We start from the raw sequence: 21,105 nt of genomic DNA, 5'->3' as shown, positions 1-21,105 counted from the left end.
CCTCGCGACCCTTGCGTCGGGGTGCCACACTCCAGGATCGCAAAGGGGGACACCATGCGCGACAGCGACCCCGAAGGCCAGCGACTGCCCATCAAGCTGGACAGCACCTCGAACGGCGAGTTCGCGCCGGTGCCGCTGTGGCCGGCGAACGTCGAAGCCAACCGCCTGGCGCACGAAGCCGCCGCAATCAATGCCAGGCGCCTGGGGTGCTCCAAGCGCGCGTTCCTGACCTCGTCGTGCGGCGCGGCAAGCACGCTGCTGGCGTTCAACGCGGCCAACGCCGCTGCCGGAAGAACCGGCGGCTTCTTCGAGCTGGCCCCCGATGCCGCGCTGGACATGCAGCTGGCACGGGCGCAGGTCGGGCCGCCCAGGGAGGAGTTCATCCTCGATGTCCAGGGGCATTTCATCGGCACGCCGAAGGGCCATCCGAAGAACGCGGACGTCTTTCTCAAGGACGTGTTCATGGACAGCGACACCGACGTGATGGTGCTGTCCTTCGTCCCCTCCGCCCGTGACGCGGAACCGGTGACGATCCAGGCCGCCGATCAAGTCCGCCGCCTGGTGGACAAGCTGGAGGGCACGCACCGGCTGCTGCTGCACGGGCGCGTCAACCCGAACCAGCCCGGAGACCTCGAAGGCATGGACGAGTTGCACCAGCGCTGGGGCATCAGCGCCTGGAAGACCTACACGCAGTACGGCCCGGGCGGCAAGGGCTACTTCCTGCACGACGACGTCGGCATTCGATTCATCGAGAAGGCGCGCGCGCTGGGCGTTCGGAACATCTGCATCCACAAGGGGCTGCCGTTCGGACCACGCTCGTACGAGCACAGCCAGTGCAGCGACATCGGCATCGTCGCCAGGCGCTATCCGGACGTGAACTTCCTGATCTACCACTCCGGATTCGTCAGCACGGTGACCGAAAGGGCCTATGACGCGAGCGGCAAGCGCGACGGCATCGACACGCTGATCACGTCCCTGCGCGAGCACCAGGTCAAGCCGAACAGCAACGTCTACGCGGAACTGGGCAGCACCTGGCGCTTCCTGATGCGCGACCCCGAGCAGGCCGCTCACGCCCTGGGCAAACTCATCGTGGCGTGCGGCGAGAACAACGTGCTGTGGGGCACCGACTCGATCTGGTACGGCTCGCCACAGGACCAGATCCAGGCCTTCCGCGCGTTCCAGATCTCGCCGGAATTGCGCGAGCAGCATGGGTATCCCGAGATCACGCCGGCGCTGCGGGCCAGGATCTTCGGCCTCAACGCCGCGAACGTGTACGGCCTGACGCCGACGGACGTGAAGCGCTACACGGCGCGCGACGCGGTCGCCCACCAGCGCGCGGCCTACCTGGAGAAGCCCGATCCGCACTTCAGGACGTACGGGCCGAAGACGCGGCGCGAGTTCCTCAGGGTGTTCGATCCTGCCGGCTGAGGGGCCGCCGCCCCGAAGCCCGACCTTCGTTGGGCGCACGCCCGATCCCGTGCGCTCCAACGGTGGGTTCAACGCTGGGTCCAACGGTCCCGGGCGACAGTGACTCACGCCCGGTCCTCACCCGAGATCCCCTCCGGCAAGCCGGCGCGACCTTCCTCAGGAGTTCGTCATGCGCCACTTCATCCGTTGCCTCGCCCTTGCGGCGTCCTCCCTCGTTGCCGTGTCCGGCCCGGCGTTCGCACAGCCGCAGCAGACGGTGATCACCGGCCAGCAGCCGGCCGGCCCTGCTCGCGTCGATGTCGAGCTGGCCTGCCCCGACATCGCCGAGACCCTCGAGCGCGAACTCTCGCCGGCGATGCAGATGTTTGGTCGCGAGGGCACGGTGCGGGTCGAGTTCAGCCTCGCCGGGGACTCGGTCGACAGCGTCGCCGCGCGCGGCGGTCCGCACGAGTACCGAGCGTTCGTCCGTCGTGCGATGCGCGCCGTGACCTGCATGCCCGCCTCGCGCGGCGATCGCTTCGTCTTCTCGATCCGCTTCAATCCCCAAGCGTCTCCGGAAGCGCCTCAGCGCGTCGCGCGTCTGGTCGGGCGGTGACAGACGCCAAGCGCCGCACGACGGGCCGCAGGAGCCGCGTTTGCCCGCAGCCTGCTCCACCTTAGCCGGAGCGGCCCATGAAGACCCCCCAATCCACGACCACACCGACCGACCCCGACCAGCAGCGCCGCGACCTGCTCGATTCGCAGCGTGAAGCCAACAAGCCCGGCGCGCGCAATTTCAAGGACGACGCGCTGACCGACAAGGTCGTCAGCGTCGAACCCGATGGCACCGGGCCGACGTCGACCGAGACCTTCGATCCCGATCGTGACCGGCAGGCCGGTTCGGGCGGGCCCGGCGCAAGCGGTGACGAGGAACGCAGCGACCCGTCGCGCGGTCCCCGTTGACTCGAAGGAGCGCCGCAATGGCCAATCCGTGGTTGAAGAAGAACCCGTTCATGAGCATGTGGCTGAGCGCCGCCAACGCCACCGCGGGCTCGCTGCGCGGGCGAGCGACCGCGGAGGGCAAGCGCCAGGCCACCACGATGATGACGGCCGCGACGAAGCAGGTTCTCGACGCGTGGACCGGTGCCCTTCTGCCGGCGCCGGCGAAGAAGACGACGACGAGGAAGCGCAAGCGTCGATAGGCATCCCGAGGCCGCCTGGCTTCGGCCGGCGCGGCGCCACGCACGCAAGCTGCCCGGACCACCGCCCGTCGGATCAGCGCGTGCGGCGCGGCTCGCCCTGGCCCCTCAGTCGGGCGCCCGCGCTCGCGCTGCCGCGGGTGGCCGGCCGGTCGGCCGCGCGGCTGGCGGGCTTGACGAGGCCGCTCGACGCCGAGACGACGACGGATTCGTACTCGGCGCCGTAGTGCCTGCGCATGCGCACGATCTCTCGCGTGTACTTGCGGGCAAGCTGCTGCTTCTTCGTCTCCGACAGCAGGCGCCCGGCGACCTGGAAGAACTTCGACTCCTCCTCCTTCAGGTGGTGGCGCACCTTGAAGCTCAGCTGCTTCGCCGTGGCGATCCAGCCGGCCTGCTTCTTGTTGCGCACGGACAGGTCTTCCAGCAACTCGTCGATCTCGTGATGCTCGTGCAGCGCATGGCGCGACGCCTGGAGGCCGCCGTCCTCCATCAGCAGCGGGACGTACAGGTGGCGTTCCTCGGCCGCCGCATGCGCCATCAGCTCGACCTTCAGCTGCAGGAAGAGCAGCTGGCGCACGGCCATGTCGCCGCGCGATGCCGTGAGCTTGCGGCACAGGTCGCGCTGCAGGTCGTGGCTCTCGCGGATGGCATCGAAGATCATGTGATCGCTCCCTCATCGTGTGGCTCGGACGCGGTTGGCGCAGCTTACCCCTCGAGTTCGACATCGAAGCCGGGGTTGCTGGACTGGTCACCGTCATCGTGAACGGGCGCAGGTCAGTCGAGGCACCGAGCGTGCGCTCAGCCAGGCCTCGGCATCTGTACGGGCGCGCACTCACCCTCCCCGAGCCCCCATGCCGTTCCGGAGGCGCCGGATGCGATCTTGCGCGGCCGAGCTCGTCGGTGCTAGCCTGAACATCGGACCGCCAGGTCCGACATCGGAAGCGAGGAGACGTCATGGCCACGCTCAATGTTCGCGGCAGGGTCTTGCATGCGCCCGGCCCGTGGGGTCCGGCGCGCCCCGCAGCGGGCGTCGGTGTCGAACTGATCGACATCGACGTCGGCAACGCCAACGACACTCTCTGGACCGGCTTGACCGACTCGCTCGGCGCCTTCTCGGGCACGACCGCCGATTGGCGCGACACGCGAAGCGTCACCGTCGGCCACGGGCCGGCCGCCGTCACGACCCAGGTGGCGGACCCGACCGACGTGTTGATGCTGAAGGTCAAGCTGAGCCAGGCGATCGGCACGCGGCGGCGGTCGGTCGAGCTGCCGTTCGCGCCGGTACCGGCCGGCCTGCCGCCACCGTCCCTGCTGGTTCCCTGGGGGCCGGCAGGGCGCGGCGGGTTGAGCTTCAACGGCACGCCGGTCCACTCGCTCGACGTGTTCGCCCGGCTGCTGAGCGACGCCTTCGCGGCCAACGCGGCCATTGGCCGTCACGTGGTCCGGCACGAGATCTGCGTCTTCGCCGACGACATCGCCGTGCTGCGGTCCGGGTTCGCGCGACTCGAGGCGGAGATGCGCGCGATCGGCGCGGCCCTCCAGGCCCTGGGCGGCCAGCGACTGGCCACCGAACTCGCCGGCGCAGGATCGGGCCTGCAGCAGACGGGCAGCAACGTGAGAACGAACTTCGGGGCAGCCGTCGCACGCACCGGAATCCTCCCCAGTGTGCAGACCTCCGCGGAAAGCCTGAAGGGACGCGAGCTCGCCTTCCTGGCCACCCTCGAGCCGACGATGCGCAGCGCCGCCGCCACGGCCGCGTTCTCCGGGCAGTGCCTCGCCATGATCGCCGCGGCGATCGTTGCAACGATGGTCGCGGTGGTGAAGGCGCCCGTGCAGTCGGTATCGACGTCGGCCCCGGCGGCCTACGGCGCGACGCTGGCCGTGGCGGTCGTCGCTGCCGTGGTGTCGGCGGTCGTGACCGTCGTGCAGAACCTTCCGGCGATGTTGCGTGCGACGGGCTTCAACGCCGCTGCGGACGAGATCGATTTCCTGTCGGACCAGAACACCTGGATGGGCCCGATGCTGACCGCGATCACCGTGATCTGCGCGGTGATCATGCTGGCTGCCAGCTTGCCTGGCGCCGGTTGGTCCTGGCTGGTCGATCAGGTGACCGGGGCCGGTGGCGCCCCGGGAATGCGCTTCATCTTCAACCGTTGAATCCCGGCGTGGCCGCTGATCTCGACGCCTAGAACCGCATCTTCAGGCCCATGCCCAGCGCCCACACCGCCTGGCGCCGCGCCGCCTCGTCCGGGCGGGCCCAGAAGCGGCCGACGATCAGCTCGCCGTGCAGCCAGGTGCGGTGCAGCGGCTGCTGCCAGCGGGTCTGCAGGCCGTATTCGCGCACCGTGACGCCGGTGCCGGTCAGGCCGTTGACGATCGCCTCGACCGAGCCCTGGCGCGCGCTGCCGAAGTCCTTGACCAGCCCGAGGTCGCTGGACCAGTCGAACTCCTTGACGCGCTGGGTGATGGTCGCGGCGTTCAGCCAGCGCAGCGCCAGCGTCGGCGACAGCGAGCGTTCGTACGACAGCGCGGTGGTCGAGCCGAGGTGGTCGTCCAGGCTCCAGAACAGCGTCTCGCGGAACTCCATCAGGCCGCGCTGGCCCACGGTCCAGCGCTGGCGGTAGCGCGCCTGGGCATAGGGCTTCAGGCCGCCGCGCAGGCCGAGGCGGAAGTCCACGTTCTCGCGCCAGCCGTAGCCCACGCCGGCGAAGAAGCTGCGGTCGGCGCGCCGCTCGGAGAGCAGGCGGTCCTGGCGGGTGAACGCCGCCGGCGTGTCGGCCACCACCTCGCGCTGGTCGTCGCGGCCCAGGAAGAGGTAGGTGCTGCGCTCGACGTTCGGCAGCCGGAAGCGGGCGTTGAAGCGCAGGCCGAAGTCGTTGCCCTCGTCGCGGCGGTGCAGGAACCTCAGGTGCACCTGGCCGTCGGTGACCTTGCCGCCCTGCTCGAACGGGCGGTCGCCGAACCAGCTGTCGACGCTGCGGGCCAGCCACTCGGCGGTGGAGCGCACGCCCTCGCGCGCGGTGTCGAAGACATCCGGGGCGGACGCCGCGGGCGCCGCCGGCGGGGACGCCGCGGGCGCGGGTGGGGTTTGCGCTGCCGCAAGCAGGCACCACGCGGTCAGGGCGGGGAGCAGCACGATCGAGCGAAGGGTCGGCATGGCCCGATGCTCGCACGGACGCCGAGGGCTGCGTGCCGCGCACTCGTTGCAGGACGTTCGGCACGCGCCGTGGCGCGCCTCCCGCGCCATCCGCCTCGGCGCGGCCGCGCAACCGCTCATGGCAGCTGGTGCAGCACCAGCGGCAGCACCGCCGTGGCGCCGGCCTCGCGCAGCAGCGAGGCCGCCACCGTCATCGACCAGCCACTGCGGTAGCGCGCGTCGACCAGCAGCAGCGGGCCGGCGGGCACCTGCACGTCCGGCCGCAGCGACAGCGCATCGAAAAGCGCGGCCACCTTCGCGCCGGAGGCGGCCTCGGCATCCGGCACCGAACCGCGCAGGCGCAGCGCCTCGAGCAGCGGCAGCCGGCCCACCGACGCGACGTGCTCCGCCACCGACCGCACCAGCTGCGGGTGCAGCGCCGACGGCATCGGCACCACGGCCACGGGCCGCGGACCCCACTGGCCCCGCCAGCGGCCCAGCAGCTCGACCACGCCGGCCAGCACCTCTTCGGGCGCCGGCCCGTCCGCAGCGGCGAACAGCGGCTGCAGCAGCTCGGCCCAGCCGGGATCGTCGGCAAAGGCCAGCGCGCGGCCTTCGCTGCAGCCGGCGATGCGGCCCTTGGGCCGGCCGCGGCCGCCGCCCGCAGGCCAGAGCTTGCGCGGTTCGATGCGCACGTCCTGGCCACGCGCGAAGATGCGCGCGGCTTCGACACGTGCGGCCCCGGGCCGCGCGCCCGGGGCAGGCAGCCGGCCGGTGCACACGCTGCAGCGCCCGCAGTCGCTGGGGTCCGGATCGTCGAGCGCACGCTGCAGGAAGCGCATCAGGCAGCCCGTGCCGTGGGCGAACGAACGCATCAGATCGGCTTCGCGCGCGCGCACCTGCGCCAGCGCCTGCCAGCGCTCGGCGTCGTGGTGCCAGGGCTTGCCGGTGAGCGCCCAGGACGAGCCGCTGCGCTGCACCACCTCGTCCACCGCCAGGATCTTCAGCAGGCCCTCGAGGCGGCCGCGCCGGATGGCCGTCGCGTTCTCCAGCTCCAGCAGGCTGCGCGGCGCCTTCTCCAGCGCGCCGAGGATCTTGCCCACGCGCTCGGGATCGGGCACGCCGGCGGTGGCGAAGTACGCCCAGATGGTCTCGTCGGTCTCGGCCGGCAGCAGCACGGCCACCGCATCGTCCAGCGCGCGGCCGGCACGGCCGACCTGCTGGTAGTAGGCCACCGGCGACGCGGGCGAGCCGACATGGATGCAGAACGCGAGGTCCGGCTTGTCGTAGCCCATGCCCAGCGCCGAGGTGGCCACCACGGCCTTCAGCGTATTGCCGCGCAGCTGATCCTCGATCGCCTGCCGCGCCGCAGGCTCCAGGCCGCCGTGATAGGCGGCCACCGCGAAGCCGCCGCTGCGCAGGAAGCCCGCCAGCCGCTCGGTCTCGGCCACCGTCAGCGCGTAGACGATGCCGGAGCCGGGCAGCGCGTCCAGCGCATCGGCGACCCACGCATAACGCTCCAAGGACGTGAGTCCCGGCACCACCGCCAGCCGCAGCGACGCGCGCGCGAGCGAGCCGCGGAAGGTGCGCGTCCCGGGCCCCAGCTGGCCGGCGACGTCCAGCGTGACGCGCTGGTTGGCGGTGGCGGTGGTGGCGAGCACGGGCGTGCCGGCGCCGATGCCCAGCAGCGTCTTCGCCAGGCGCTGGTAGTCGGGCCGGAAGTCGAAGCCCCAGTCGGAGATGCAGTGCGCCTCGTCGATGACCACCAGCCCGGTCGCGCCGATCAGGCCGGGCAGGCGCTGCGCGAACCCGGCATTGCCCAGCCGCTCCGGCGAGACCAGCAGCACGTCGAGCCGGTCGGCCGCGATGTCGTCGAAGACGGCATCCCACTCGTCGAGGTTGGTCGAGTTGACGGTGGCCGCGCGCAGCCCCGCCGCCGCCGCGGCGCTGACCTGGTCACGCATCAGCGCCAACAGCGGCGAGACGATCAGCGTCGGGCCCTTGCCCTCGGCGCGCAGCGCGGAGGTCGCCGCCCAGTAGACCGCGGACTTGCCCCAGCCGGTGGCCTGCACGACCAGCACGCGCGCCCGCTCTTCGACCAGCGCCGCCACCGCCGCGGTCTGGTCCTCGCGCGGCTGCGCAGCGGGGCCGGCCATCGCGTGAAGGACGCGGCGCAGGTGCAGTTCGGCGGGGCTCATGCGGAGATTGTGTCCGCGACTACCGCCCGTATGACAGGTGGCTGCGTCGGCGACAGCCGGCGTCCTCCGAAAGGGGGACGTTGCCCCTGCGCACCGGTCGCACAATCCCAGGCTCCTGTCGCGCGCGCGACGATGCAAGGGAGACTCGCATGACACGCCTGGCCGAGCAGCGCATCAAGTCCAAGGGCCCGAAGAAGATCCTCGCCTGCGACGGCGGCGGCATCCTCGGGCTGATGAGCGTCGAGATCCTGGCGAAGCTGGAAGCCGAGCTGCGCGCGAAGACCGGCAACCCGCAGCTCGTGCTGGCCGACTACTTCGACTTCGTCTGCGGCACCAGCACCGGCGCGGTGATCGCCACCTGCATCAGCGCCGGCATGTCGATGCACACGCTGCGCGAGTTCTACGTCGGCAGCGGCGAGCAGATGTTCAGCAAGGCCTCGCTGTTCAAGCGCCTGCAGTACAGCTACGACGCCGAGCCGCTGGCGCTGAAGCTGCGCAGCGAGCTGAACAAGGCCCTCGGCAAGCGCGAAGTGGACGACCCCGCGCTGCTGGGCGACGACGCGCTGCGCACGGTGCTGATGATCGTCATGCGCAACCACAACACCGATTCGCCGTGGCCGATCACGAACAACCCGTTCGCGAAGTACAACCAGCGCGTGCGGGTCGACTGCAACCTGAACCTGCCGCTGTGGCAGCTGGTGCGCGCCAGCACCGCGGCGCCGACCTTCTTCCCGCCCGAGGTCATCACCTTCGCCAAGGGCCGGCCCGAGGAGTACGAGTTCCTCTTCGTCGACGGTGGTGTCACCACCTACAACAACCCGGCCTTCCTGGCGTTCCAGATGGCCACGGCTTCGCCCTATGGCATCAACTGGCCGACCGGCACGGACCAGATGCTCGTCGTCTCGGTGGGCACCGGTTCGGCCGCCCGCGCCCGTCCCGAGCTCAAGCGCGATTCGGAGTGGCTGCTGGACCACGCGAAGAACATCCCGACGGCGCTGATGAACGCCGCGTCGGCGGGCTGGGACATGGCCTGCCGCCTGCTCGGCGAATGCCGCCACGGGCCACGCATCGACCGCGAGTACGGCGACATGGTGATGCCCGACCCGCCGGTGGGCAACTGGACCGGCGGCAAACATTTCGTCTACATGCGCTACGACCCCGACGTGACGCAGGAAGGCCTGAACGCGCTGGGCCTCGACGACATCCGCGCCGACGAGGTGCAGAAGATGGATTCGGTGGAGCACATTGCGAAGATCCAGCGCGTCGGCAAGGCTTATGCCGACGAGGCCGTGAAGCTGGCGCACCTGCGCGGCTTCGTCTGAAGGGCTGAACCGGAGGTCCCCGCGCGTTTGCCGAACCGGGTTGACGCCGCGCAAGGCCGACCGGGCGCTTCCTCCGCACACTGGCAGCGTGCCCACTGCGGCCGAGGCGAGACCCGCCGGCGGCCGGGCCGAGGAGATCGATCGTGCCCACCAAGCCCGCAACCACCCCCCTGCCGCCCCAGTCGCCGTCGGACGACGGCTTCGATGCGCTCGATGTCTGCCACCGGCAGATCCTGTTCACGCTGGGCAAGCTGAGGGCGCTCGTCACCCACCTGGCCGACGCTGGCACCGATGCGCAGGCGCAGGAACTGGCGCAGGAGATCCTGCACTTCTTCGACACCACCGTGCGGCGCCACCACGAGGACGAGGAGCGCCACGTCTTCCCGCCGCTGATCGACGCCGGCGACCCGGAGACGGTGCAGGCCGTGCTGCGGCTGTCGCAGGACCACAACTGGCTGGAGGAGGACTGGATGGAGCTGCAGCCGCAGCTCGCGGCGATCGCCGCCGGCCAGGCCTGGTGCAACGTGGAACTGCTGCACGAAGGCGCCGAGGTGTTCAGCGCGCTGCTGCACGACCACATCGCCCTCGAGGAATCGGTGATCTACCCGCAGGCCCGCGCGCGCCTGCAGGAACGCGCCCGCCGCGACATGGGCCGCGAGATGGCCGCCCGCCGGCGCGCCGAGCGGCAGCAGGCGCGCAAGTCCGCCGGCTGACGGCCCGGCGCGCAGCCGGGCCCGATGGCGCCCTGCCCTCGGCGGGGCGCCCCCTACACTGCCGCGCATGCAGATCGGCCGGCAGACGCTCGAGCACTTCAGCGCCCGGCTGCTCGCGCTCGACCGCCTGCCGGCCGACGTCTCGCCGTCGAGCCTGATGCGCGAAGGCCTCGCCGGCCTGAGGGCGCTGGTGCCCTTCGACGCCGCGTGGTGGGGCGAGACCTCGGGCGGCATGGATGGCCTCGCGCCGCGCAACTGGCTGAGCGGCCGCATCAACCTCAGTGCCGACTTCGCGCGCGAATGGAACCGCATCGGTGCCACCGACCGCTTCGCCCGCGAATCGATGCACCGGCTGGACAGCGTGGTGTGCGACGTCGGCTATGCCGACCCGGAACCCGCCGTCGAGGCCTTCGCGCGGCGCCACGATCTCTACCACGTGATGGCGATCACGCGGGCCCTGCCGGGCAGTGGCCTGCTGCAGTTCGTCTCGCTCTACCGCCGTCGCGCGTCGCCACCTTTCGAAGCGGCGCACCGCGTGCTGTTCGACCAGTTCAGCGCGCACCTGATGCAGCGCTGGAGCACGCGCATCGCCACGCTCGTCGGCACCGGCAGCACACCCGGTGATGCGCAGGCGCTGGTCGATGCCGCAGGCGATGTCGTCTACGTCGGCGCCCGGCTCGCGCTGCTGCTGCGCGAACACTATCCGCAGTGGGATGGCACGCGGCTGCCTGCCGAGCTGGCCACCGCGGCGCGCGAGTCGCCGGGGCTGCTGAAGCTGGGTGCGCGGCGGCTCTCGGTCCAGCCGCTGGGCGACCTCGTGCTGATGAACCTGGCGCCGCAGCGGCGCGCGACACTGCTGCCGCCGCGCGAGATGAGCGTGGCGCTGCTGTATGCCGACGGCCGCTCGCACAAGGACATCGCGCGCGAGACCGGCCTCGCCCCGGCCACCGTGCGCACCTACCTGCGCGAGGCCTACCTGCGGCTCGGCGTCTCCGACAAGGTGGCGCTCGGCCGGGCGCTGGCCGGCCACCGGCCGCGCCGCCGCACGCGCTGAAGCGCCCGACCCCTCTGCATCTGCAGAGGGTTGGCGCGGGCCGTCCCCGCTACCTTCGGCCACGCCCATGTCGGGCGGCATCCGGGGGAGACGATGGGATTGAGGAAGACAGGCGGCGCGCTGCTGGCGGCCACCTTATTGGGCGCGGGGATCGTCGTCGGCTGCGGCGGCAACGACGGCGTGGAGCCGGCGGACGTCGTGCTGCGCGGCGGCAAGGTGGTCACGATGGACGGCGAGCGCCGCATCGCGCAGGCGGTGGCGGTGCGCGGCGGGCGCATCGCCTTCGTCGGCTCCGATGCCGAGGCGGCCAGGCGCATCGGCAGCGGCACGAAGGTGATCGAGCTCGGCGGCCGCATGCTGATGCCGGGCTTCATCGATGCGCACCTGCATGCGCTGGCCGGCGGCCGCGCGCTGCTGGTGTGCGACCTGGCCTATGCGCCGCTGACGCGCACGCAGCTCGCGCAGCGCCTGCAGGCCTGCCTCGATGCGACGCCGGAGGCCACGCCCGACACCTGGCTCGAGGCGGTCAACTGGGACCGCCAGTCCACCGCATCGCTCGACGGCGACCCCACCCGCGCGCTGCTCGACGGCCTCGTCACGAAACGGCCGATCGCCGTCACGTCGGCCGACTTCCACTCGGTGCTCGCCAATTCACGCGCCTTCGCGCTGGCCGGCATCGACGCGGCGACGCCCGACCCGGCCGGCGGCAAGTTCCTGCGCGACGGCAGCGGCAAGCCCACTGGCATCTGCGAGGACGCGGCCGGCTTCCAGCTGAAGGCCGCGATCCCGCCGGACAGCGAGGCCGACCAGCTGAAGCAGGGCCGAGCGGCGCTCGCCGCGCTGCGCGAACAAGGCATCACCACCTTCATGGATGCCGCGGCCGATGAAGCGCACCTGCGCGTGTTCAAGGCGCTGCGCACAGCCGGCGAGCTGACCGCGCGCGTGAACCTGGCGATCAACCTCGACCCGGCGACCGCGAACAGCGCGCCGGCCCAGGCCATCGCGCAGGCGAAGGCGCTCGCCGCGCGCGCCGATGCAGGTGATGCCGCGCCCGCGCCGGGGGTGGCCGCGCGCGTCGTCAAGGTGTTCATGGACGGCGTCGTCAACGCGCCGGCCGACACCGGCGCGCTGCTGACGCCTTATCTGCAGAACATCGGCACCGAGGCCGCGCCACAGTGGGCGCCGGGGGACAACCTCGGCCAGCTGTACTACACGCCGGCCTCGCTGCAGGCGCTGATGCTGGCGGCGGCCGATGCCGGGCTCGACATGCACCTGCATGCCACCGGCGAACGTGGCGTGCGCACCGTGCTGGATGCGGTGGCCGCGACGCGGCAGGCGCGCCCGGGCGCCGACTTCCGGCCGGCGATCGCGCATGCCGAGACTGTCGCGGTGGCCGACTACGCCCGCTTCGCCGCACTGGACGTGATGGCGACGATGTCCTTCCAGTGGGCGCAGCGCGCGCCGTACTCGATCGGCGAGACCGAGAGCCACCTCGGGGCCGAGCGCTTCGGCCGCATGGAACCCTTCGGCAGCCTGCAGCGCGCCGGCGCGCGCGTGGTGCACGGCAGCGACTGGCCGATCGACCCCTTCGACACCTTCCTCGCGCTGAAGGTCGGCGTCACGCGCGCGGGCGACCCGGCGAACCCGCACAGCGCCGCGAGCTTCGCGCCGGTGTTCGAAGGGCCGATCAACGCCGACCCCGCGCTCTCGCGCGACGCGGTGCTCGCCGCGGCCACCATCCACGCCGCACGCCAGCTGCGCCTGGAGCGCCAGATCGGCAGCCTCGAGGCCGGCAAGTTCGCCGACCTGATCGTGCTCGAGCGCGATTTCCTCACCGTGCCCGACGAGGCGCTCGGCCGCAACCGCGTGCTGCTGACGATGGTGGGCGGGCAGGTCGTCGCCGGGCGCGAGGCCTTCGCCGGCACGGTGCCGCCGCAGCGCGCCGCGCTGAGCAGCGGGGTGCGCGTGCTGAGCCCGCGCGGCTCCACCGGCCATGCGATCCCCGCGCAGGTGCCCGGCGCGCCGCATGGGCATGGCGACCGGCACCGGCACTGAGCACCGGCCGGGGTCGAGCAGTGAGGCCGAGCGGACACGGGCCGGGCGCGGAGGCCTCTCTGGCATCATCGGCGCCCACCTGCACGACCGCCTCCGCCTCCCGCGCCGATGCCGCGCCGCCCAACCGCCCCACCCCCCGCCGAACCCGACACGCCTGCACGCGTACAACGCCTGCAGATGGCCGACCTGGCGCGCATCGCCGGCGTGTCGGTGTCCACCGTGTCCCGCGCGCTCAGCGACAGCCCGCTGATCAACCCGGAGACGCGCGAGCGCATCCATGCGCTGGCCCGCGAGCACCACTACAGCATCAACGTCGGGGCGCAGAACCTGCGGCTGAAGCAGAACCGCACGGTCGCGGTCATCGTGCCCTACGACCCGGAGACGCGGCAACACCTGTCCGATCCGTTCTTCCTCAGCCTGATCGGCAGCCTGGCCGACGCGCTGACCGAGCGCGGGCACGACATGCTGCTGACGCGCATCGACGCCGACCGGCTCGACCTGGCCGCGCAGGTCTGGCACACCGGACGGGCATCGGGCATCGTGCTGGTGGGGCAGTGGCACCACCACGACCAGCTCAACGCGCTGGCCGATGCGCGCATGCCCTTCGTCGTCTGGGGCGCGCGCCTGCGCGGGCAGCGCTATGCGACCGTCGGCAGCGACAACACCGAAGGCGGGCGGCTCGCCACCGCGCACCTGCTGGCGCAGGGCGCGCGCCGCGTGCTGTTCTTCGGCGATCCCGGGCTGCCGGAGATCGGCCAGCGCCACGACGGCTGGCGCGCGGCGCTGACGGCCGCCGGCCGCCGCCCCGCGGCGGCCGACGTGCAGGCGGTGCCCTTCGTGACGGCGCGCATCGAGCAGGCGGTGGAGCGCCTCGTCGCCGAGCGCGCGGCCTTCGACGCGATCTTCGCCGCCAGCGACCTGATGGCGATGACCATCGTCAGCACGCTGCGCCGTTGCGGCCTGCGCGTACCGGAGGACGTGCGCATCGTCGGTTATGACGACATCGCGCTGGCGGCGCACTTCCTGCCGCCGCTGACCACCGTGCGCCAGCCGATCGAAGCGGCCGGTGTCGCGCTGGTGGAATCGCTGCTGGCGCAGCTGGGCGGCGCGGCGCCGGCGTCCGCGCTGCTGCCGACCGAGCTGGTGGTGCGGCAGAGCAGCGGACGTTGAAGCCGGCGGCGACCGCCGGCATCGCCAGGCCTACAGCTCGTAGCTCAGCGTGAGCTTCGCGGTACGCCCGTTGATCGAGCGCGCGGCGCCGCGGCCGTCGTTGGACTCGGTGTAGCCGATCACGTTGCCGAGGTTGTTGACCCCCAGCTGCAGCGTCGCCCGTTCGGTCAGCGCATAACTCGCGAAGGCATTGACCACGGTGTAGCCGGGCAGCGTGACCGTCAGCGGGCCGGCGGGCGTGTCGTCCTGGGACTTGGTGGTGCCGATGATGCTGGCACCGAACTCGAGGTCGCCGATCGCGACACTCGGGCTCAGCTGGTAGACCAGCTTCGCGGTGCGGCGCGGCGTCTTGCCGACGATCGCGGCATTGCTCGAGCGCACGACGCTCGCGTCGGTGTAGGTCAGGCCACCGGCGACGCGGAACCAGCCCGCGCGGTAGGAGCCTTCGAGCTCGAGGCCCTTGGCGTCGTAGCCGGTCGCCGTGACCTTGATCGGCGACGTGGTCACGTCGACGTTCGACTCGTCGGTCTTCGCGAGGAACAGCGTCGCGAAGGTCTGCAGCGCGCCGCTGCGCCACTTCAGGCCGCCCTCGGCCTGCCTGACCTCGTTGACCGGGATCACCGACGAGCGGCCGTTGACGAGGTTCGGGTCGTTGAAGAAGGTGATGCGGTCGCCGTTGAAGGCCACGCCCTCGCTGTAGCGCGCGAAGAGCGCGGTGTCCTTGTTCAGGCGATAGTTCGCGCCCACCGAATACGAGGTGTGGCGCACGCGGTAGTCGATGGTGCGCGCGCTGTCGAGGTTGTAGGCGACGCCCGGCGTGCCGCCGTCGAACAGGGTCTGGCGGTACAGGCCGCTCGCGCGCAGCCGGTCGGCGCGCACCGAGGCTTCGACGCTCAGTGGCCCGCGGTCGAGCTGCAGCGCGCCATAGGCCGCATTCGTCGCATAGCTGCTGTCGGTGAAGTTCTGGCAACAGCCGCCGAAGGCCGCCGAGCCGTTGACGAAGCCGGGCACCTTCAGCAGCGCGGGCCGGTCGCCGGTGGCCTGCAGCGCGTACTGGTTGAAGCTCCAGGTCATGCCGACCTTCTGCGTCGAGGTGTACAGGCCCGCCGTGGCCTGCAGCGAACTGCCCTCTCCGAGCGCGAAGGTCTTCGCGACCCGCAGGTCGTTCGCGGTCAGCCCCAGGTCGTCGAGCGAGGTGTTGAAGACGACGCCGGTGACCCTCTGGCCCGCGTAGGGCTTGCCGGCATCGGGGCCGGTGGCCACCGTGGTGCCGGCGGGCGCGGCCTGCACGTCGTCGCCGGGGAACACGCCGACGAAGCGGCCGCTCTGGCGCGCGTGGCGGAACTTCTCCGTCAGCTTGAAGCCCTGGCCGAGGTCGATCTCGGCCTCGACGCCGATGGCGTCGGCCTTGGCGGTCAGGCCGTCGTTGACGTTGGTCGCGACGCGGCCGTTGCTCGAGGTCAGCGTGACGTCGGGCGTCCAGTACGGCGAGTACAGGCTGCTGCGCCGCGGATCGAAGCCGGCCACCCGCTCGATGCCGCCGTTCGCGTAGCGCACCGGCAGCGGCAGCAGCGTCGGCGTGCGGTCATCGAGGTGCTTGAACGAGAAGCGCACGTAGCCGCGGTCGAGCGTCTGCGTGATGTTGCCGCGCACCTGCAGGCCCTGCTCGAGACGCACGCCGCCGTCACGCGCGCCCTCGCCTTCGCGGTAGAAGCCGCCGAGGTAGAAGCGCGTCTTCGGACCCAGCGCGCCGCCGTAGCCGAACTCGTAGCGTGTCTGGTCGAGGCCGGCGAAGCCTTTGCTGACCGACGCGACGCCGCCGCTCACCTCACCGGTCTTGCCGATGAAGTTGATGATGCCGCCCGGTGCGTTGGTGGCCAGCGTGGACGCCGAGCCGCCGCGCACGACCTCGAGCCGTTCGGTGGCGTTGTCCACGCGCATGAAGGTGTCGGGCGTCGCGAAGTTCAGGTCGCCGAACTGCAGCACGGGCAACCCGTCCTCCTGGAACTGCACGTAGCGCGCGCCGCCGGCCGAGATCGGCAGGCCGCGGATCGTGACGTTGGCATTGCTCTCGCCGCCCGACGATTCGCTGCGCACGCCGGGAATCGCGCGCAGCGCCTCGGCGGCGCTGGCCGCGTTGCCCTGCTGCAGCTGCTCGACGCCGAGCGTCGAGATCGACACGCTGGCGTCGAGCTTGGAGCTGCGCCGCGACGTGCCGGTGACGATGATCTGGTCGAGGTTCAGCCCGGCGGTCTTCTCGCCCGGCCGGGCCTCGGCGGCGCGGGGTTCGGCGGACGCGCCGGCCGGGACCTCGGCCTTGGCATCGGCCTTCTCGGCCGCCGGCGTGGCCGGCGCGGAGGCCTGCGCCAGCGCGCCGCCGCACAGCAGCGCAAGCGCGGTGGCGACGGCGGTACGACGGAACGGGTGCGGCATCAAGGTGCTCATCAGTGTCTCCTCTTCGGGTGGGAACGCGGGGTTGTCAGTGCTGCAATCGATTGCATTCAGGGTCAAAAAAAGGGGCCGTCGCTATCGGCCAACTGCAGCGGCCAGGGTTCGAGGCGGCCGTCGCGGGTGACGGCCAGCGTCGCCTCGCCGCTGTCGAGCCGCACGAGCAGGCGCGCTTCGTGATCACCGGCGCGCCAGCGCAGGTCCAGCGTGTGGTCGTCGCCGTCCACGCAGTCGAAGCGCCCGCCGAAGGCCGGGTGCGCATTGCGCAGCCGGATCAGCCGCAGCAGGTCCCGCACCACCGGCCGCTGCAGCGCCGCATCGATCTGCCCGCGGCTGTAGCGGCTGCGGTTGATGTCGCGGCCGACGCCGGTGGCGGCCAGCAGGTCCATGTCGTTGTGCCCGGCCAGCAGGCCGACGTAATAGACCTGCGGCACGCCGGGCAGGAAGAACTGGATCGCGCGCGCCGCGAGGTAGGCGCGGTCGTCGCGGCCGAGCGCGTCGTAGAAGGTGCAGTTGACCTGGTAGAGATCCAGGTTCGACGCCGCGGCGCCGGTGGCCTGCCGGCTGCGGCCTTCGCTGCGCGCGTGGATGGTCTCCACCAGCTGGTCGAGCGCTTCGGGCGTTATCAGGCCGGGCTGCGCGAGGCGGTCGGTGGCGTCGGCCCCGATGTCGATGATGCCGATGCCGTCGTGGGTGTCCAGCACGGTCAGCGCGTTGACCGGCCGCATGCCGATCCAGCGCTTCAGCGGCCGCGCATCGCCGGTGTACAGCGCATGCAGCGCCAGCGGCGGCAGCGCGAAGTCGTAGACCCAGTCGACGCGCGAGGCGATCTCGATCTGGCGCCGGTGGTGCGCATGCACCTCCACCAGCACCTCGATGCCCAGCGCGCGCGCCTGCGCGGTGAAGGCGTCGATGAAGGCGAAGGTCTCGGCGATCATGAAGCAGGACGTGCCGGGGCGCTTGATCGCGTAGCCCACCGCATCCAGCCGCACCATGCGCACACCGGCGCCGGCCAGCGTGCGCAGGATGCCCAGCAGGTAGGCCTCGCCGAGCGGGTGCTCGACGTCGATGTCGATCTGCTGCGCCGTGAAGGTGGTCCACATCAACCGGCGCTCGCCGCCGGGCAGCACGGCCGGCGTGAACGGCAGGCCGGGCCGCGGGCGGTAGATCGCCAGCAGTTCGGCTTCGGTGGCGCCGGTCGGGAACACCTGGCCCATCGTCAGGAACAGGCCCGCGTGGCGCTCGAAGTCCTGGAACTGCGGCGACAGCGACGAGACGTGGTTGACGATCACGTCGGCCATCAGCGGCAGCTGGTCGCCCAGCGCGCGGATGGCGTCCCAGTCGCCCAGGCGGGGGTCGACGCGGGTGTGGTCGATCGGATCGAAGCCGGCGTCGGCGCCGTCGATCGGGTCGTAGAAGGGCAGCAGGTGCACGCCGCCGAAGAGGCCGGCGAATGGGGACTCCGGTGCGCACAGCAAGGCGCGCAGCTCGGCAAGGCCGCCGCCGCCGAAGCGGTCGACGTAGGTGATCAACTGGACCTGGTTCTTCATCCGGGGTTCTTCAGCGGTTCGGGAAGCACGGCGCGCACGGGCGCCTTGACGAAGCACACCGCGATCGCGGCGCAGACCAGCAACGCGCCGGCGAGCCGGATCACGTTGCCGGGATGGCCGCCGAGCAGCGGCTGGTAGATCAGCGGCAGGGTCAGCATCTGCAGGATCATCGGCAGCACGATGAACATGTTGAAGATGCCCATGTAGACGCCCGCGCGTTCCGGCGGGATGCTGCCGGCGAGCAGCACGTAGGGGTTGCCCATCATGCTGGCCCACGCGAGGCCGAGGCCGAGCATCGGCACGAACAGCAGCGCGCGCTCGCCGATGCCCGGCAGCCACAGCAGGCCGGCACCGGCCACCGCCAGGCACACCGCATGCACCGCCTTGGCGCCGAAGCGCCGGGTGAACGGCAGCATCGCGAACGCGGCGACGAAGGCGACCGCGTTGTAGAACGCGCCGAGCTGGCCGTTCAGCAGCCCGGCCTCGCGGTAGCCCGTGCTCGCGGCGTCGCGTGTGTCGAAGACCACCAGCGCCAGCGCGGGCACGATGTAGATCCAGTAGCACATCATCCCGTACCACTGGAAGAGCTTCATCCACCACAGCCGCCGCATCGTCGGCGGCATCTCGCGCAGCGCGGCGGCGATTTCGCCCAGCGTCGCGCGCAGCCCACGCGGCTTGGCGCGCAGCGCGTCGATATCGTCCGAACTGAGCGGCAGCTCGGGCGTCGTGCGCACGCTCCACCACACGGTGGCCAGCGACAGCAGCGAGCCGATCAGGAACGCGATGATCGTCACGTACGGGATGTGGCGGCTGTTGACCAGGTCGCGGCCGACGCCCAGCCACACCAGCAGCGACGGCGTCAGGTACGCGAGCGTCTGCGCCAGCCCGGTGAAGGCGCTCTGCGTCAGGAAGCCCAGTGCGTGCTGCGACGCGTCGAGCCGGTCGCTGACGTAGGCGCGGTACGGCTCCATCGTCACGTTGTTCGCCGCGTCCAGGATCCACAGCAGCCCGGCCGCGAACCACAGCGCCGGACTGAAAGGCATCGCCAGCAGGCCCAGGCTGCACAGCAGTGCGCCGACCATGAAGTACGGGGTGCGCCGGCCCCAGCGCGAGACGGTGCGGTCACTCATCGCGCCGATCACCGGCTGCACGAGCAGCCCGGTGACCGGACCCGCCAGCCACAGCAGCGGCAGGCTGGCTTCGTCCGCGCCGAGGTACTGGTAGATCGGGCTCATGTTGCCCTGCTGCAGCCCGAAGCTGAACTGGATGCCGAAGAAGCCGACGTTCATGTTGATCACCTGGCGCAGGGTCAGGCGGGGCTTGGCGACGGCATGCATGGGGCGGTGCGGAGGGCGTGCGGACAGGTGAGCGGGACCTTGCGACAGGCGGACGGATGGCGACGCCGCGCCCGGTCGGCGGCGCAGCCTGCACCAGCCCGGCGGGCCGGCATCGCGGGACGCATCTTCGTCAGTTTGCAATCGATTGCAAACCAGGGAAAACCCCGCCGGACAGCAGTCTGTCGAAGCGCCCGCGAGCGCAGGGCGACCTCAATCCGGCAGGGCCGATCGATCGGACACGTTGATGCGCCAGACCAGCGTGGCCATGGCCGCGCCATAGAACAACGCGTTGTCCCAGGCATTCTTGGCCGCCAGCAGTTCTCGTGGCACCCCCTGTCCTGCCGCCGACGCGACGAGATCCGCCAGGATCATCGCCGCCACCAGCGGCAGCGTCAGGCTCGCGAACGCGACGAGGCGACGGCCGCGCGCGCGCGATCGCGCGGCCCAGAGGGCACCGAGCCCCAGCGTGATCGGCAACCAGAGCCAACTGCGCCGGATGGCGCCCTTGAGCTCCAGGACCTGCTCGATCGCGCCGTTCAGCGCCTCCGATCGGAACTCGATGGCGGCGCCGGCCGCCGCCAGCACGGCGAGGACGAGCACCAACAGGGCCAGCGCTGAAGGCTGCCAGTGAAAGTTGGGCGCGAATCGGCGCAGGCCGATGGCCAGGCCCGCCCCGATCCCGAGGAACCACAGACCGGTCCGCAATGCGTAGACGGCGGTATCGCCGGCGGATACGCCGAACATCACCCAATGCGCCATGTGGCCCAGACCTGCACCGCCCACGACACATCCGGCGACTCGCAGCATCTCCTCCGTGCGCCAGCCCAGACGCCGCCGCAGCGCGATGCTGGCGCCAAGCACCAGCGTCCCGTAGTACAGGCCGGTACCGAGAACCGCGTAGAAGCCGATGGGAAAGAAGTCCGCCGGATCCAAGCCGGCGCTCCCACGCGCGCTCGTTTGCAGGCTGGTCCTCACCATGGCCCCGCCGACCGCAGCCAGGGCCATGACAACCGCCGGCTCCGCCACCGGGAGGCGCCGATCGATCAGATCGACGAGTCTTGGCACATCACGAACGAAGTCGACGAATACGAATGCGTTCAGATCGGCCAATTGCGCGATATCGCTCGGCAGGGATTGGCGCGGCGGCATGGTCGCGCCACGGACCAGCACCGGAATGACGCGGCGGCCGAGGGTGAACGCCTCGCGAATCTCGGTGCGAACCCAATCCTCGTTGTCCGACAGGCGTTGGACCCCATTCGCGTCGCGCGCATCGAGCCAGTCGGGGCCGATCAGCACGAGGACGATCTTCGAAGCGGTCAGGCGCTCGCGGATCTCCTTCGTGAAGTCGGCGCCATGCGCGATGCCGCGCGTATCGAGAAAGACATCCCTCGTGTCGAGCCGGCGCGCAATCTCGCTGTAGAGCGCATCGGCATAGGGCTCGCTGTCGCGTCGCCGATAGGAAATGAAGACACCGGCCATCGCGACCTCCTTCCCGCCACCGGACATGCTACGGCTT

The 21,105-nt window shown here is 71.2% G+C and carries 17 protein-coding genes; 10 read left to right on the top strand and 7 right to left on the bottom strand.

The window, feature by feature from the left end:
• Positions 1–54: 54 nt before the first annotated feature.
• The 4 genes from P1K89_RS16470 (at position 55) to P1K89_RS16455 (ending at position 2,609) form a co-directional block, all read left to right on the top strand.
• Positions 55–1,428 (top strand): amidohydrolase family protein, encoded by a 1,374-nt coding sequence (locus tag P1K89_RS16470; RefSeq protein ID WP_284617575.1) that lies wholly within the window; start codon positions 55–57, stop codon positions 1,426–1,428.
• 169 nt (positions 1,429–1,597) lie between these two features.
• Positions 1,598–2,023 (top strand): hypothetical protein, encoded by a 426-nt coding sequence (locus P1K89_RS16465; protein WP_284617574.1) that lies wholly within the window; start codon positions 1,598–1,600, stop codon positions 2,021–2,023.
• A gap of 77 nt (positions 2,024–2,100) precedes the next feature.
• Positions 2,101–2,370 (top strand): hypothetical protein, encoded by a 270-nt coding sequence (locus P1K89_RS16460; RefSeq protein WP_284617573.1) that lies wholly within the window; start codon positions 2,101–2,103, stop codon positions 2,368–2,370.
• Positions 2,371–2,387: 17 nt separating this feature from the next.
• Entirely contained in the window at positions 2,388–2,609 is a 222-nt protein-coding gene (locus P1K89_RS16455; RefSeq protein WP_284617572.1) for a hypothetical protein, read from the top strand.
• A 73-nt stretch (positions 2,610–2,682) separates the two neighbouring features.
• On the opposite strand, the gene P1K89_RS16450 is transcribed toward P1K89_RS16455, so the two are convergent.
• The gene (locus P1K89_RS16450) at positions 2,683–3,267 is read right to left on the bottom strand and encodes a hemerythrin domain-containing protein (protein WP_439897998.1); all 585 of its coding nucleotides are present in this window, start codon (positions 3,265–3,267) and stop codon (positions 2,683–2,685) included.
• Between the two features lie 293 nt (positions 3,268–3,560).
• Between P1K89_RS16450 and P1K89_RS16445 the strand changes: the two genes are divergently transcribed.
• Positions 3,561–4,763, top strand: coding sequence for a transthyretin-like family protein (locus tag P1K89_RS16445; protein WP_284617571.1), 1,203 nt, complete (start codon positions 3,561–3,563; stop codon positions 4,761–4,763).
• Positions 4,764–4,791: 28 nt separating this feature from the next.
• Here the strand turns inward: P1K89_RS16445 and P1K89_RS16440 are convergent, their stop codons facing one another.
• Both P1K89_RS16440 and P1K89_RS16435 read right to left on the bottom strand, forming a co-directional pair.
• Positions 4,792–5,763 (bottom strand): hypothetical protein, encoded by a 972-nt coding sequence (locus P1K89_RS16440; RefSeq protein ID WP_284617570.1) that lies wholly within the window; start codon positions 5,761–5,763, stop codon positions 4,792–4,794.
• Between the two features lie 116 nt (positions 5,764–5,879).
• On the bottom strand, positions 5,880–7,940 hold the full coding sequence (locus P1K89_RS16435) for a RecQ family ATP-dependent DNA helicase (protein WP_284617569.1): 2,061 nt from the start codon (positions 7,938–7,940) through the stop codon (positions 5,880–5,882).
• 149 nt (positions 7,941–8,089) lie between these two features.
• Between P1K89_RS16435 and P1K89_RS16430 the strand changes: the two genes are divergently transcribed.
• From P1K89_RS16430 to P1K89_RS16410, 5 genes are all read left to right on the top strand, one after another.
• Entirely contained in the window at positions 8,090–9,262 is a 1,173-nt protein-coding gene (locus P1K89_RS16430) for a patatin-like phospholipase family protein (RefSeq protein WP_284617568.1), read from the top strand.
• Positions 9,263–9,405: 143 nt separating this feature from the next.
• A complete protein-coding gene (locus tag P1K89_RS16425; RefSeq protein ID WP_284617567.1) occupies positions 9,406–9,975 on the top strand; it encodes a hemerythrin domain-containing protein in 570 nt (189 codons plus the stop codon).
• A gap of 67 nt (positions 9,976–10,042) precedes the next feature.
• A complete protein-coding gene (locus P1K89_RS16420; RefSeq protein ID WP_284617566.1) occupies positions 10,043–11,029 on the top strand; it encodes a helix-turn-helix transcriptional regulator in 987 nt (328 codons plus the stop codon).
• A gap of 93 nt (positions 11,030–11,122) precedes the next feature.
• Positions 11,123–13,084, top strand: coding sequence for an amidohydrolase (locus tag P1K89_RS16415; RefSeq protein ID WP_284617565.1), 1,962 nt, complete (start codon positions 11,123–11,125; stop codon positions 13,082–13,084).
• 177 nt (positions 13,085–13,261) lie between these two features.
• A complete protein-coding gene (locus tag P1K89_RS16410; RefSeq protein WP_284617564.1) occupies positions 13,262–14,254 on the top strand; it encodes a LacI family DNA-binding transcriptional regulator in 993 nt (330 codons plus the stop codon).
• Between the two features lie 30 nt (positions 14,255–14,284).
• On the opposite strand, the gene P1K89_RS16405 is transcribed toward P1K89_RS16410, so the two are convergent.
• The 4 genes from P1K89_RS16405 to P1K89_RS16390 all read right to left on the bottom strand — a co-directional run bounded on the left by P1K89_RS16405 (position 14,285) and on the right by P1K89_RS16390 (position 21,068).
• The gene (locus P1K89_RS16405) at positions 14,285–16,699 is read right to left on the bottom strand and encodes a TonB-dependent receptor domain-containing protein (protein ID WP_284617563.1); all 2,415 of its coding nucleotides are present in this window, start codon (positions 16,697–16,699) and stop codon (positions 14,285–14,287) included.
• Positions 16,700–16,761: 62 nt separating this feature from the next.
• Positions 16,762–18,252 (bottom strand): sucrose phosphorylase, encoded by a 1,491-nt coding sequence (gene gtfA, locus P1K89_RS16400; RefSeq protein ID WP_284617562.1) that lies wholly within the window; start codon positions 18,250–18,252, stop codon positions 16,762–16,764.
• Complete coding sequence (locus tag P1K89_RS16395; RefSeq protein WP_284617561.1) at positions 18,249–19,589, bottom strand: MFS transporter; 1,341 nt, start codon at positions 19,587–19,589, stop codon at positions 18,249–18,251. Before P1K89_RS16395 ends, gtfA begins: the two co-directional genes overlap by 4 nt.
• A gap of 210 nt (positions 19,590–19,799) precedes the next feature.
• Entirely contained in the window at positions 19,800–21,068 is a 1,269-nt protein-coding gene (locus P1K89_RS16390) for a toll/interleukin-1 receptor domain-containing protein (protein ID WP_284617560.1), read from the bottom strand.
• Positions 21,069–21,105: the final 37 nt, after the last annotated feature.

The organism is Aquabacterium humicola (assembly GCF_030167915.1).
In the GTDB taxonomy this organism is placed as follows: Bacteria; Pseudomonadota; Gammaproteobacteria; order Burkholderiales; family Burkholderiaceae_C; genus Pseudaquabacterium; species Pseudaquabacterium humicola.
This window is presented reverse-complemented; position numbering and strand designations above follow the sequence as displayed.

Bases quoted from the DNA above. Each gene is read 5' to 3' on its own strand.
- P1K89_RS16470 (WP_284617575.1), top strand. From the start codon at position 55: ATGCGCGACAGCGACCCCGAAGGCCAGCGACTGCCCATCAAGCTGGAC.
- P1K89_RS16430 (WP_284617568.1), top strand. From the start codon at position 8,090: ATGACACGCCTGGCCGAGCAGCGCATCAAGTCCAAGGGCCCGAAGAAG.
- P1K89_RS16420 (WP_284617566.1), top strand. From the start codon at position 10,043: ATGCAGATCGGCCGGCAGACGCTCGAGCACTTCAGCGCCCGGCTGCTC.
- P1K89_RS16455 (WP_284617572.1), top strand. From the start codon at position 2,388: ATGGCCAATCCGTGGTTGAAGAAGAACCCGTTCATGAGCATGTGGCTG.
- P1K89_RS16390 (WP_284617560.1), bottom strand. From the start codon at position 21,068: ATGGCCGGTGTCTTCATTTCCTATCGGCGACGCGACAGCGAGCCCTAT.
- P1K89_RS16435 (WP_284617569.1), bottom strand. From the start codon at position 7,940: ATGAGCCCCGCCGAACTGCACCTGCGCCGCGTCCTTCACGCGATGGCC.
- P1K89_RS16415 (WP_284617565.1), top strand. From the start codon at position 11,123: ATGGGATTGAGGAAGACAGGCGGCGCGCTGCTGGCGGCCACCTTATTG.
- gtfA (WP_284617562.1), bottom strand. From the start codon at position 18,252: ATGAAGAACCAGGTCCAGTTGATCACCTACGTCGACCGCTTCGGCGGC.
- P1K89_RS16410 (WP_284617564.1), top strand. From the start codon at position 13,262: ATGGCCGACCTGGCGCGCATCGCCGGCGTGTCGGTGTCCACCGTGTCC.
- P1K89_RS16445 (WP_284617571.1), top strand. From the start codon at position 3,561: ATGGCCACGCTCAATGTTCGCGGCAGGGTCTTGCATGCGCCCGGCCCG.
- P1K89_RS16405 (WP_284617563.1), bottom strand. From the start codon at position 16,699: ATGAGCACCTTGATGCCGCACCCGTTCCGTCGTACCGCCGTCGCCACC.
- P1K89_RS16460 (WP_284617573.1), top strand. From the start codon at position 2,101: ATGAAGACCCCCCAATCCACGACCACACCGACCGACCCCGACCAGCAG.
- P1K89_RS16440 (WP_284617570.1), bottom strand. From the start codon at position 5,763: ATGCCGACCCTTCGCTCGATCGTGCTGCTCCCCGCCCTGACCGCGTGG.
- P1K89_RS16450 (WP_439897998.1), bottom strand. From the start codon at position 3,267: ATGATCTTCGATGCCATCCGCGAGAGCCACGACCTGCAGCGCGACCTG.
- P1K89_RS16465 (WP_284617574.1), top strand. From the start codon at position 1,598: ATGCGCCACTTCATCCGTTGCCTCGCCCTTGCGGCGTCCTCCCTCGTT.
- P1K89_RS16395 (WP_284617561.1), bottom strand. From the start codon at position 19,589: ATGCATGCCGTCGCCAAGCCCCGCCTGACCCTGCGCCAGGTGATCAAC.